Genomic DNA, 12,053 nt, shown 5'->3' with positions numbered 1-12,053 from the left:
GGGGAAGTGGCGGGGCCAGGGCCGGTGTGATGTGGCCATTTCCCCGTGCTGGTGTGGATCAAGGGCGAGGGCCGGTGGACGGGCGCGCCAGTTCGGGGAGGTGGCGGGGTCAGGGGCGGTGTGATGCCGCTACTTCCCCGTGCTGGTGTGGATCAAGGGGGGAGAGGGCCGGTTCGGTGGGATGCGGCCACTTCGCCGAACCGGGTGGATCACGGGGGAGGGGCGGGGTGGGGTCAGGACCAGCCTCGCCGCTCGGCCAGCCAGCTGAGCGCCTGCTCGCCGCTCCAGCGCTGGTGGGCGCGCAGGTGCGGGGACGCCGTCGACGGTTCGGCGGCGGCCCCGGTCAGGTAGTAGCCGGCCAGCGCGGCCAGCGTCACGTCCAGCGCATCAGCGGGCGCCCCTGCCACCGCCGGGTGACCGGCGAACGCGGCGTCCGCGTCCAGGCCACTGGCGTACGCGGTGAGCAACAGCCCGGCCAGGTCGAACCAGGCCGGCCCGTGACAGAGCCACGGCCAGTCGCACAGCCAGGCGCGCCCGCCGGAGTCGATCAGGAGGTTGTCCACCCGCAGGTCGCCGTGGGCCAGCCCGGGGGCTGCGTCGGCGTACCCGGGCAGGCGCGACTCCAGCGCCACCAGCTCGGCCAGCGGGGCGCCGGCGGCCTGCTCGGGCAGTGGCTCGCGCCCGGCGGCCACCTCGCCCCACCAGAGGATGTCGTCGCGGGCCAGGTCCGCGAGCCGGGGGAGCGGGAGCGCGGCCAGCTGCGCAGGCGGGTCGGCGAGGGCGGCGGCCACCTCGGCGTACGTGGCGAGGGCGGCGTCCAGCTCGGCCGGCGCCCAGGGCAGCGCGGGGGTGTGCCCGTCGATCGCGTCGAGCGCCAGCGCGTACCAGCCGGACTCGGTGAGCGCCCAGCGCGGCCGGGGCACCGGCAGGCCGGCCGGGAGCCGGGCCAGGATCGCCGCCTCGTGGGCGTACCAGTCGACCAGGTGCCGTTGCCCGTGCAGCGCCGCCGCCTTGACGAACACGCGCTCACCGTCTGGGCCGGTCAGCACGGCGGCGAATCCGCTGGTGAACCCGCCGGCGGCCACCCGTACCGCCGCCGGTGGGCCGCCGAGCCGGGCGGCCAGCGCGTTCCGCAGCCCGGCCGGCAGGTCGGCCCAGCCCGGCCGCACGGCCGTCGACCCGTACGCGACGGGCGGGAGTGAGATCGCACGCACCGCACCATGCTGCCGCACGCGGGCCGCGCCGCCCCGCCGCACCGGTGGCGCGCGGCGAACCGGCGCGTCGGAGGGCTCTGCCAGACTGCCTGCCATGAGGACCGACGAGTTCTGGCAGCTGATCGACGACGCCCGCGCCGGGGCCGGGGGAGAGCCCGACGCGGTCGCCGCCCGGGCGGTCGCGCTGCTGGCCGAGCGCGACCCGGAGGAGATCGTCGGGTACGCCCACCACCAGCGGCGGGTGCTCGCCGCCTCCTACCGGGTGGATCTCTGGGGCGCGGCGTACCTGATCAACGGCGGCGCCTCGGACGACGGCTTCGAGTATTTCCGGGGCTGGCTGATGACCCAGGGCCGGGCGGTGTTCGCCAAGGCGGTCGGCGACCCGGACTCGCTCGCCGAGTTGCCGCAGGTGCGGGCGGCGGCGCTCAGCGGCGAGGAGTTCGAGTGCGAGGACATGCTGGCGGTGCCGTGGGACGCGTACCGGAAGGCCACCGCGACCGACCTGCCGGCCGAGCGTGACCCGGTGCCGGTGCCCGACCTGAACGACTTCTGGGACTTCGACGACGAGGAGGAGGCCCGGCGTCGGCTGCCGAGACTGGCCACCCTCTTCGTGGAGCCGCCCGTGGAATAGCAGTGGAGTAAAGGGGGAGTCCGGGCGCTCCCGGGGCGACGTGGGACCATGGAGGGGGCCGGCGGCGCGCCGGCCCGCTCACGTCAGCCGACCAGAACGGACCGCTGTGCCACCGACGCTCGATCCCGGCGCGAACGCTCCTGGTGCCACCGACCCGGCGCGCATCCGGAACTTCTGCATCATCGCCCACATCGACCACGGGAAGTCGACCCTGGCCGACCGGATGTTGCAGCTCACCGGTGTGGTCGACCCACGGCAGATGCGCGCGCAGTACCTGGACCGGATGGACATCGAGCGCGAGCGCGGCATCACCATCAAGAGCCAGGCCGTGCGGATGCCGTGGACGATCCGCGAGGGCGACCGGGCCGGTGAGACGGCCGTGCTCAACATGATCGACACTCCGGGCCACGTGGACTTCACCTACGAGGTGTCCCGTTCGCTGGCTGCCTGCGAGGGTGCGATCCTGCTCGTCGACGCCGCGCAGGGCATCGAGGCGCAGACGCTCGCCAACCTCTACCTGGCGCTCGAGAACGACCTGCACATCATCCCGGTGCTCAACAAGATCGACCTGCCGGCCGCCCAGCCGGAGAAGTACGCCGAGGAGCTGGCGCACCTGATCGGCGGCGACCCGGCGGACTGCATCAAGGTCTCCGGCAAGACCGGCGAGGGCGTGCCGTACCTGCTGGACGAGATCGTCCGGCAGTTCGTGCCGCCGGTGGGTGACGCCGAGGCCCCGGCCCGCGCGATGATCTTCGACTCGGTGTACGACGTCTACCGGGGCGTGGTCACGTACGTCCGGGTGATCGACGGCCGGATCTCGGCCCGGGACCGGATCAAGATGATGTCCACCGGCGCGGTCCACGAGCTGCTGGAGATCGGTGTCATCTCGCCGGAGATGGTCAAGGCCGACGCGCTCGGCGTCGGCGAGGTGGGCTACCTGATCACCGGCGTGAAGGACGTGCGCCAGTCCCGGGTCGGTGACACGGTCACCATCAACAACAACCCGGCCAAGGAGGCGCTCGGCGGTTACAAGGACCCGAAGCCGATGGTCTACTCGGGGCTCTACCCGATCGACGGCTCGGACTACCCGAACCTGCGCGAGGCGCTGGACAAGCTCAAGCTCAACGACGCCGCGCTGGTCTACGAGCCGGAGACCTCCGGCGCGCTGGGCTTCGGCTTCCGCTGCGGCTTCCTCGGCCTGCTGCACCTGGAGATCATCCGGGAGCGGCTGGAGCGGGAGTTCAACCTCGACCTGATCTCCACCGCCCCGAACGTGGTCTACCGGGCCATCCAGGAGGACGGCGAGGAGATCGTGGTCACCAACCCGAGCGAGTACCCGACCGGCAAGATCGCGGAGGTGTACGAGCCGACGGTGCGGGCGACGGTGCTGACCCCGAACGACTACGTCGGCGCGGTGATGGAGCTGTGTCAGGGCCGCCGGGGCAGCCTGCTCGGCATGGACTACCTCTCCGCCGACCGGGTGGAGCTGCGCTACACGCTGCCGCTGGCCGAGATCATCTTCGACTTCTTCGACCAGCTCAAGAGCCGTACCAAGGGTTACGCCTCACTGGACTACGAGCCCTCCGGCGAGCAGGCGTCGGACCTGGTGAAGGTGGACATCCTGCTGCACGGCGAGCCGGTCGACGCGTTCAGCGCGATCGTGCACAAGGACAAGGCGTACACGTACGGCACGACGATCGCGGCGAAGCTGCGTTCGCTGATCCCGCGCCAGCAGTTCGAGGTGCCGATCCAGGCGGCGATCGGGAGCCGGGTGATCGCCCGGGAGACCATCCGCGCGATCCGCAAGGACGTGCTCGCCAAGTGCTACGGCGGTGACATCAGCCGCAAGCGCAAGCTGCTGGAGAAGCAGAAGGAGGGCAAGAAGCGGATGAAGATGGTGGGCCGGGTGGAGGTCCCCCAGGAGGCGTTCATCGCGGCGCTCTCGTCCGACTCCGGCGACGGCAAGCCCGCCGGCAAGAAGTAGCGGTCCGGCTCCGCGCAGCGGCCGGCGTCCCCTCGCAGGGGCGCCGGCCGTTCGCGTACCCAGGAGATTTTCAGCCGGTGGCAGCGCTCCCACCTGCGGGTTCGCGTCAGCCGGGAGGGTGGCGGTCGATGCGGCCGGTTTCGGTTTTCGATGCGTCGGGCACTTAGCGGTCACGACAGCAACCGCACAGAACGTGCGAAATCGCTTTAGGAGGACGACCGTGGAGTTCACCGTCTGGGGCATCATCACCGCGCTGGTCGTGGGTCTGATCGTCGGCGCGCTGGGCCGGCTGGTCGTGCCGGGCCGGCAGAACATGCCGATCTGGCTGCACATGGTGATCGGCGTCGGCGCGGCGCTGCTGGGCACCGTCCTGGCCCGCGCGCTCGGCATCGCCACGCAGACCGCCGGCATCGACTGGGCCGAGCTGGCCGTGCAGGTCGTGCTCGCCGCCATCGGTGTGGCCCTGGTGGCCGGCGTCGGCCGCCGCAGCAGCGTCTCGCGTTACTGATCGACGCATCACGCGCCTCGACGGGTGCCCGGCCGCATCGGCCGGGCACCCGTCGGCGTATTCGGCGCATTGAACCCCGTCGGTGTGTCGGGCCCGCCCGCCGCGCCGGGTTTCGGGGAGAAGCAGCAGGTCAGGGTACGTCTGAACAATTCGTCATCGGAGTCGGTTTGGATTTCCGGGCGGTCGGGAACTTAGCGATCACGACAGTAACCACACAAAAACGTGTGACCGGATCTTAAGGAGGAGGGCGACCATGGAGCTCACCGTTTGGGGCATCATCACGGCGCTGGTCGTTGGTCTGATCGTCGGCGCGCTGGGCCGGCTGGTCGTGCCGGGCCGGCAGAACATGCCCATGTGGCTGCACATGCTGATCGGCGTCGGCGCCGCGCTTCTGGGCACGCTCGTCGCCCGGGCCTCCGGCTTCGCCGAGACCGCCGGCATCGACTGGCGCGAGCTGATGCTGCAGGTGCTGTTCGCCGCGATCGGCGTGGCCCTGGTGGCCGGTGTCGGCCGTCGCCGCGGCGTCTCGCGCTACTGACCCCGCACCACGCGCCTCGACGGGCGCCCGGCCTCACCGGCCGGGCGCCCGTCGGCGTTCGTGGGCTCTGAACTGCCCGGACGGCATCGATGTCGGCCGGGCCCCGGCTGCGATACGGTCGCCTGTGCCCTCCGTCACGAACACCCCCTGTTGTAAAGGAAATTTTCCTACTAAGGTGCGGCGGAGAAGGTTAGTGCCAAACGGCCCTGAGGGAGATATGGCGTGAACAGGTGGAAGCGGCTGGCTCCGGTCACCGCCATCGTGGCGTCGGCCGCGTTGGTGCTGACCGCGTGCGGTGGCTCCGGCGACGACGACAAGGCCGCCGACAACAGCAAGCTCACTGTGTGGATGATGGGTGAGGGCGGCGACGCCCAGACCGCGTTCCTCGACAGCGTCGAGGCGGAGTTCAAGAAGAAGCACCCCGAGACCGACGTGGTGGTGCAGTACATCCCCTGGCTCGAGGCGCCGAAGAAGTTCCAGGCCGCGCTCGCCGGTGGCGAGGGCCCGGACGTCACCGAGCTGGGCAACACCGAGACCCAGGGCTGGGCCGCTCAGGAGGCCCTGGCCGACGTCTCGGACAAGTTCAACGCCTGGTCCGAGGGCAAGGACATCCTGCCCGACCTGGTCAAGAACGCTCAGCTCGACGGCAAGCAGTACGGCGTGCCGTGGTACGCCGGCGTGCGCGCCGTCTACTACCGCACCGACTGGTTCGCCGAGGCCGGCGTGAAGCCGCCGACGACCTGGGACGAGATGGTCGCCGCCGCGAAGGCCGTGCAGGCCAAGAAGCCCGGCACCTACGGCATCGCCCTGCCCGGCAACTCCGAGCTGCCGTTCTACTCCTTCCTCTGGAGTGCCGGCGCGGAGATCGCCACCAAGGAGGGGGACGCCTGGAAGTCCGGCTACAACACCCCCGAGGCGCAGAAGGCGGTCAAGTTCTGGACCGACCTGGTGACAGTGCACAAGGTCGCCCCGCCGGCCGCCGCCGGGTGGAACGAGGTCGACGCCCGTACCCAGTTCGCCACCGGCAAGGCCGCGATGGCGTTCGCCGGTAGCTGGCAGGGCGGCGCGATGAAGAAGGACAACCCGGACATCGAGAAGGTCTGGGGCACGTTCCCGATCCCCGGCCCGGACGGCAAGGCCGCCCCGGCGTTCGCCGGTGGCTCCGACATCGCCATCTGGAAGGACAGCGAGCGGCAGGCGCTGGCCTGGGACTACATGACCGTGCTGCTGAGCAAGCAGAAGGACAAGGAGTTCGCCAGCAGCCTCGGGTTCTTCCCGGTCTACCAGGACCTGGTCAGCAGCGGTGACTACGCCAACGACAAGGTGATGGCCGCGTTCGCCACGGCCATCCAGAACACCAAGCTGACCCCGCTCACCCCGAAGTGGGTCGAGGTCAGCCGGACCAAGACGGTGACCCAGGCGATGAACAGCTCGGTCATCAAGGGCCAGAAGACGGTCGAGAAGGCCACCGCCGACGCGGCCACCGAGATCGAAAGCATCCTCAACGCCAAGTGACCACGCTGACCGAGGCCACCGGCGAGGCCGCCGCGCGGGAGACCCCCGCGCGGCGGCGCCGTCGCCGGGTGGACCACCTTCCGTACCTTCTGCTCCTGCCCTGCCTGGCGATCATCGCCGTGCTGCTGCTCTGGCCGCTCGGCCAGGTCGTGTGGATGTCCTTCCACAAGCTGGACAGCGTCCGGCAGCTGCGCGGCGACCGCGAGTGGCCGTGGATCGGCCTGGCCAACTACGCGCAGATCCTCGGCGACCCGTTCTTCCGTACGGTGCTGCGCAACACGGTGCTGTTCGCGGTCGCCAACGTGGCGCTCACGATGGTCCTCGGCACGCTGGTCGGGCTGCTGCTCAACCGCCTGGGCAAGAAGATGGCCACGTTCGTGGCGAGCTGCGTGATGCTCGCCTGGGCCACCCCGGCGCTGACCGGCACGATCGTCTGGAAGTGGATCTTCGACGACACGAGCGGCCTGGTCACGTGGCTGTTCAACAAGCTTCCCGACGGGCTGTCCACGGCGCTGTTCGGGCGCAGCGACTGGACCGGGTACGGCTGGTTCAACGACCCGCTGCTGTTCTTCGCCATCCTGACGCTCGTGGTGGTCTGGCACTCGTTCCCGTTCATCGCGGTGAGCGTGCTGGCCGGGCTCAAGAGCGTGCCGACGGAGTTGCAGGAGGCGGCCCGGGTCGACGGCGCCGGCCCGTGGAAGGTGTTCTGGAAGGTGACGTTCCCGATCCTGCGGCCGGTCTTCGGCATCCTCGTGGTGCTCTCCACGATCTGGGACTTCAAGGTCTTCACCCAGCAGTTCGTGCTGGCCGGCGGCACCCAGGACCGGTCGACGTTCATGCTGTCGATCTACTCGTACGCGGAGGCGTTCTCACCGCCGCCGAAGTACGGCCTCGGCTCCGCCATCGCCGTGATCCTCACCGTGATCCTGCTCGTGGTGACCGCCCTGTACGTCCGCATGGTGCTGCGGCAGGAGGACGAATGATGAAGAAGATCGCCCTCAACGGCGCGGGCCTGCTGGTCGCGCTCTTCGCCGCGTTCCCGGTCTACTGGATGTTGGCGACGTCGCTGAAGCCCAACCGGGAGATCTTCTCGTCCACGCCCCGGCCGGTGCCGGCCGAGCCGACGCTGGAGCACTACCGGGAGATCCTCACCGGCAACCTGATCCCGGGCGTGACGTTCACCGACTTCTTCCTCAACAGCGTGCTCGTCGCGGGGGCCACGGTGCTGCTGAGCGGGCTGGTCGCCCTGCTCGCCGCGACAGCCGTGGCCCGGTTCCGGTTCAAGCTGCGCACCACGTTCCTGATCATGCTGCTGGTGGTGCAGATGATCCCGCTGGAGGCGCTGGTCATCCCGCTGTTCCTGATGATCCAGCGGCTCGGTCTCTACAACACGCTGCCCAGCCTGATCCTCACGTACCTCGGCTTCTCGCTGCCGTTCGCGGTCTGGATGCTGCGCGGCTTCGTCGCCGCGGTGCCGAAGGAACTGGAGGAGGCCGCCGCCATCGACGGCGCCAGCCGGGCCCAGACGTTCCGCAAGGTGCTGTTCCCGCTGGTCGCGCCCGGCCTGGTCGCCACCAGCATCTTCTCGTTCATCACCGCCTGGAACGAGCTGATCTTCGCGCTGACCTTCATCAACGACCAGCAGAAGTACACGCTGCCGGTGGCGATGACGTTCTTCTTCGGCCGCGACGACACCGCCTGGGGCTCGGTGATGGCCGCGTCCACGCTGTTCACCCTGCCGGTGATCGTCTTCTTCCTGCTGGTGCAGCGCCGGATGGTCTCCGGCCTGGTCGCGGGAGCTGTGAAGGGCTGAGGGCGGCGGCCGGTCAGGCCGCGGCGAACACCTCGGCGCGTACCTCGGTGGCCGGGTCGCCCTTCACCCGGGCCCAGGAGCCCTGCTCGGCGGTCCACTCCAGGTTGCCGAAGCGGACCTTCTTCACGCCGTGGTCGTCGGCGTGCGAGACCAGCCAGTGCGCGTACCGCCAGCCGTTGCGGTCGTCGCCCGCCGGCACGGTGAGCGCGGTCAGGTCCGTCGCCGTGGCCAGCCGGGGCAGCCCCCAGTCCAGCGACAGGCTCTCCAGCACGGCGCTGGCGGCGGCCGGCCCGCGCATCGTCGGCGGCGAACTCACCGTGCAGGCCACCGCGCCGGTCGCGTGGCCGAGCAACGCGCGGGTCAGGACCTCCGACTCGTCGGCCCACTTCTCGTACGCCTCGGGGAAGGCCGACCGCTGCACCCGCTGGGCGGCGTCGGTGACCCGCATCCGCTCCCAGCCCTTGACCTTCTTCAGCGCGGCGTAGAACTTGTTCGCCGCGTACCGCGGGTCCTGGACCTGCTCCGGGGTGCCCCAGCCCTGGCTCGGGCGCTGCTGGAACAGGCCGAGCGAGTCGCGGTCGCCGTGCGCGATGTTGCGCAGGTGCGACTCCTGGTACGCGGTCGCCAGCGCCACCACCACCGCCCGCTCGGGCATCCGGCGCTGCATGCCGATGGCCGCGATGGTCGCCGCGTTCGCCATCTGGTCGGCGCCGAGCACCACCTCGCCGTCGGCCTGCACCGTGCAGGTCCGGCTGGCCAGGGGGAGCCGCAGGTGCTCGCCGAACTGCTTGGTCACGGCATAGACCGCGAGCAGCGCCAGTACGCACACCGCAACACCAGATGCCACGATCGCCGCTCGCGTCCGCACCCGCACCCCCTGTCCCGACAGTCCGCCAAGCGTACGTCGGCCCCGCGCCGCCGCGTCTCGGCCGAGTGGCCGTCCCGCCACCACGTGACCGGCGCCGTGCCGCCGGGCGGGGCCCGCCACCACCGAAGGTGACCAGCCGGGCCCCGCCGCGTACCTCAGTCTCCGGCGGGCACCCAGGCGGCGGGACGCTTCTCCCGGAACGCCATGACGCCCTCACGCCCTTCGTCGGAGAGGAAGTACCCGGTGGACAGCGCCGCCAACTCGGCGATCTCGGCCCGCAGGTCCGTCGCGGCGGGCCGGCGCAGCAGCTCCTTCGCCCCGGCCAGCGCCCCCGGCGCGCCCCTGACCAGCGAGGCGCAGTAGCGCTCGACGGCGGCGTCCAGCTCGCCGGCCGGCACCGCGGCGGTGACCAGGCCGACCTCGGCGGCGCGGCGGCCGTCGAACGTGTCGCCGGTCAGGTACAGCTCGGCGGCGGCCCGCTGGTCCAGCCGGGGCAGCACGGTCGCCGAGATCACCGCCGGGATCACCCCGATCCGCACCTCGGTGAACGCGAACGTCGCCTCCTGCGCGCAGACCGCCAGGTCGGCGGCGGCGATCAGGCCCAGCCCACCGGCCCGGGCCGGCCCGGCGACCTTCGCGACCACCGGCTTCGGGCACTCCCGCACCGCCACCAGCACGTCGCCGAGCATCCCGGCGGGCACCGTGCCACTGGCGTACGCGGCGGCGGTCTCCTTCAGGTCGGCGCCGGAGCAGAAGACCGGGCCGGTGTGGTCGAGCACGATCGCGCGTACCGCGTCGTCGGCGACCGCGTCGGCCAGCCCGGCCAGCAGCTGGGTCATCAGGGGCGTGGAGAGCGCGTTGCGGTTGTGCGGGCTGTCCAGGGTGAGGGTGGTCACCCCACGGGCCGTGGCGACTCGCACGAGAGCGTCCGGAGAGGTCATGCCGGGCACACTAGTGGCCATGCCCGGCGTCCTTCCAGAAGGCGAACCCGTCCCGCGCGACGGATCGCTGCCCGCCACCGCCCGTCGCGCCGTCGGCGCGCGCGGCTTCGGCGTGTACGTCCACGTGCCGTTCTGCGCCAGCCGGTGCGGTTACTGCGACTTCAACACGTACACCGCCTCCGAGCTGGGCGGCGGGGCGAGCCGGGAGACGTACGCCGACTCGGTGCTGGCCGAGCTGGCGCTGGCCGCCCGGGTGCTGGGCGACTCGCCGCCGCAGCGGGTCGACACCGTCTTCGTCGGCGGCGGCACGCCGACCCTGCTGCCCGCCGACGACCTGGCCCGGATCCTCGACGGCATCGACCGCGTCTGGGGGCTGGCCGCCGACGCGGAGGTGACCACCGAGGCCAACCCGGAGTCGGTGACCCCGGAGTCGCTCAAGACGCTGCGGGCGGCCGGCTACACCCGGATCTCGCTGGGCATGCAGTCCGCCGCGCCCGGGGTGCTCGCGGTGCTGGACCGGCGGCACAGCGCGGGCCGGGCCACCGCCGCCGCGCTGGAGGCGCGCGACGCCGGGTTCGAGCACGTGAACCTGGACCTGATCTACGGCACGCCGGGCGAGACGGCAGACGACTTCGCTGCCTCGCTGGCCCAGGTGGTCGACGCCGGGGTGGACCACGTCAGCGCGTACGCCCTGATCGTGGAGGACGGCACCCGGCTGGCCGCGCGGATGCGCCGGGGCGAGCTGCCGTACCCCTCCGACGACGTGGCGGCGGACCGCTACCTGGCCGCGGAGGCGGCGCTCGGCGCGGCCGGCTTCTCCTGGTACGAGGTGTCGAACTGGGCCCGCTCGGCGGCGGCGGCGTGCCGGCACAACCTGCTCTACTGGACCGGCGCCGACTGGTGGGGCCTGGGCCCGGGGGCGCACAGCCACGTCGGCGGCGTGCGCTGGTGGAACGTCAAGCACCCGAGCGCGTACGCGGCGCGGCTGGCCGAGGGCGCCTCGCCGGCACTGGCCCGGGAGGTGCTCAGCGCGGACGAGCAGCACATGGAGGACGTGATGCTGCGGGTGCGGCTCGCCTCCGGGCTGCCGCTGGACGTGCTGGACGAGCCCGGCCGGGCGGGCGCCGAGCGGGCCCGGGACGCTGGGCTGCTCGACGCCGGGGCGTACGCGCGGGGGCTTGTGGTGCTGACGCTGCGCGGACGGCTGCTGGCCGACGCGGTGGTACGCGACCTGCTGCCGTGACCGGCGCCGGCCGGCCGCCCCCTCGGCCGGCCGGCGGTGTCACTTCACGAAGTTGTAGGTCATCGGGTAGCGGTAGAGCACACCCTCGTTGGCCTTGACCCCGCCGATGATCCCGAAGATCAGCGGCACCAGCCAGACCAGCATCGGGACGAAGAACAGGATCCCGCAGGTGATGACCGTGATCACCCAGGCGAGGACGCTGGCGATGGTCCAGGTGATCTGGAAGTTCAGCGCCGCGACCGCGTGGGCGCGTACGGTCGGCGACTGCTGGCCGCGGGTCATCATCGCGATCAGCGGGGCGACCCAGCCGAGCAGACCGCCACCGATGATGACGCCCGCGGCGCCACCGAAGTGCGCCACCAGGGCCCAGGTCTTCTCGTCGTTGTTGGCGTACCCGGCCGGGCCGTAGCCGCCACCGCCGGGATAGCCGCCACCGGCGCCGTAGCCCGGCGCGCCGGCCGGCGGGGGGTAACCACCAGGGGGCGGGTAGCCGCCCGGCGGAGGCTGGGCACCGGGGGGCGGGTAGCCGCCCGGGGGCGGATAGTCACCGGGCGGGGGATACCCGCCCGCGCCCGGCGCGCCGGACAGTGGAGCGGTGGGCGGCTCGCCGGAGCCGTAGGGCGCCGACGGGTCGGGCTGGGGGCCGGAGTCCCCTGCTCCGGGAGGGCGAGGAGGTTCAGTCATGGAGGTCACGGTAGGGCCAGCGGGCAAGTCGCACCAGGGCGACACAGACCGAGCGTGACCGGCTGTTCGGCCCTGGCGTGCCGCGCGGTGTGGTGGGCCGCACCGCAGGTCCGT

Annotated in this window: 12 protein-coding genes; 8 read left to right on the top strand and 4 right to left on the bottom strand. The window is 71.7% G+C overall.

Going from position 1 to position 12,053, the window contains the following annotated elements; translation table 11 throughout:
• Positions 1 to 233 precede the first annotated feature (233 nt).
• Positions 234 to 1,214, bottom strand: coding sequence for a phosphotransferase family protein (locus tag DQE82_RS12085; protein WP_084789691.1), 981 nt, complete (start codon positions 1,212 to 1,214; stop codon positions 234 to 236).
• Between the two features lie 94 nt (positions 1,215 to 1,308).
• Here DQE82_RS12085 and DQE82_RS12080 point away from each other — a divergent pair, with 94 nt between their 5' ends.
• From DQE82_RS12080 to DQE82_RS12050, 7 genes are all read left to right on the top strand, one after another.
• Entirely contained in the window at positions 1,309 to 1,845 is a 537-nt protein-coding gene (locus DQE82_RS12080; protein ID WP_043328995.1) for a DUF4240 domain-containing protein, read from the top strand.
• Between the two features lie 106 nt (positions 1,846 to 1,951).
• On the top strand, positions 1,952 to 3,829 hold the full coding sequence (lepA, locus tag DQE82_RS12075; protein WP_069087980.1) for a translation elongation factor 4: 1,878 nt from the start codon (positions 1,952 to 1,954) through the stop codon (positions 3,827 to 3,829).
• Positions 3,830 to 4,049: 220 nt separating this feature from the next.
• Entirely contained in the window at positions 4,050 to 4,337 is a 288-nt protein-coding gene (locus DQE82_RS12070; RefSeq protein WP_043328996.1) for a GlsB/YeaQ/YmgE family stress response membrane protein, read from the top strand.
• Between the two features lie 253 nt (positions 4,338 to 4,590).
• Positions 4,591 to 4,875: a GlsB/YeaQ/YmgE family stress response membrane protein gene (locus DQE82_RS12065; RefSeq protein ID WP_043328998.1), complete on the top strand. Its 285-nt coding sequence runs from the start codon at positions 4,591 to 4,593 to the stop codon at positions 4,873 to 4,875.
• 222 nt (positions 4,876 to 5,097) lie between these two features.
• Positions 5,098 to 6,390 (top strand): sugar ABC transporter substrate-binding protein, encoded by a 1,293-nt coding sequence (locus tag DQE82_RS12060; protein WP_113972684.1) that lies wholly within the window; start codon positions 5,098 to 5,100, stop codon positions 6,388 to 6,390.
• Positions 6,387 to 7,373, top strand: coding sequence for a carbohydrate ABC transporter permease (locus DQE82_RS12055; RefSeq protein ID WP_064448693.1), 987 nt, complete (start codon positions 6,387 to 6,389; stop codon positions 7,371 to 7,373). Before DQE82_RS12060 ends, DQE82_RS12055 begins: the two co-directional genes overlap by 4 nt.
• Positions 7,370 to 8,203, top strand: coding sequence for a carbohydrate ABC transporter permease (locus DQE82_RS12050; protein ID WP_069087979.1), 834 nt, complete (start codon positions 7,370 to 7,372; stop codon positions 8,201 to 8,203). The genes DQE82_RS12055 and DQE82_RS12050 overlap by 4 nt, the downstream gene beginning before the upstream one ends.
• A gap of 13 nt (positions 8,204 to 8,216) precedes the next feature.
• Here DQE82_RS12050 and DQE82_RS12045 read toward each other — a convergent pair whose 3' ends face one another.
• Both DQE82_RS12045 and DQE82_RS12040 read right to left on the bottom strand, forming a co-directional pair.
• Entirely contained in the window at positions 8,217 to 9,077 is an 861-nt protein-coding gene (locus tag DQE82_RS12045; RefSeq protein WP_176722778.1) for a hypothetical protein, read from the bottom strand.
• A 149-nt stretch (positions 9,078 to 9,226) separates the two neighbouring features.
• Positions 9,227 to 10,012 carry an enoyl-CoA hydratase-related protein gene (locus DQE82_RS12040; RefSeq protein ID WP_043331020.1) on the bottom strand — a complete coding sequence of 262 codons (786 nt, stop codon included), beginning with the start codon at positions 10,010 to 10,012 and terminating at the stop codon, positions 9,227 to 9,229.
• 19 nt (positions 10,013 to 10,031) lie between these two features.
• Between DQE82_RS12040 and hemW the strand changes: the two genes are divergently transcribed.
• Positions 10,032 to 11,255 (top strand): radical SAM family heme chaperone HemW, encoded by a 1,224-nt coding sequence (hemW, locus tag DQE82_RS12035; RefSeq protein WP_176722777.1) that lies wholly within the window; start codon positions 10,032 to 10,034, stop codon positions 11,253 to 11,255.
• A 39-nt stretch (positions 11,256 to 11,294) separates the two neighbouring features.
• Here the strand turns inward: hemW and DQE82_RS12030 are convergent, their stop codons facing one another.
• Positions 11,295 to 11,939 (bottom strand): DUF4870 domain-containing protein, encoded by a 645-nt coding sequence (locus DQE82_RS12030; RefSeq protein ID WP_082931180.1) that lies wholly within the window; start codon positions 11,937 to 11,939, stop codon positions 11,295 to 11,297.
• Positions 11,940 to 12,053: the final 114 nt, after the last annotated feature.

This window comes from Micromonospora sp. LHW51205 (genome assembly GCF_003315815.1).
Classification (GTDB): Bacteria; Actinomycetota; Actinomycetes; order Mycobacteriales; family Micromonosporaceae; genus Micromonospora; species Micromonospora chalcea.
The sequence above is the reverse complement of the archived record's forward strand: the minus strand, read 5'-3'. Positions and strand labels throughout refer to the sequence as shown.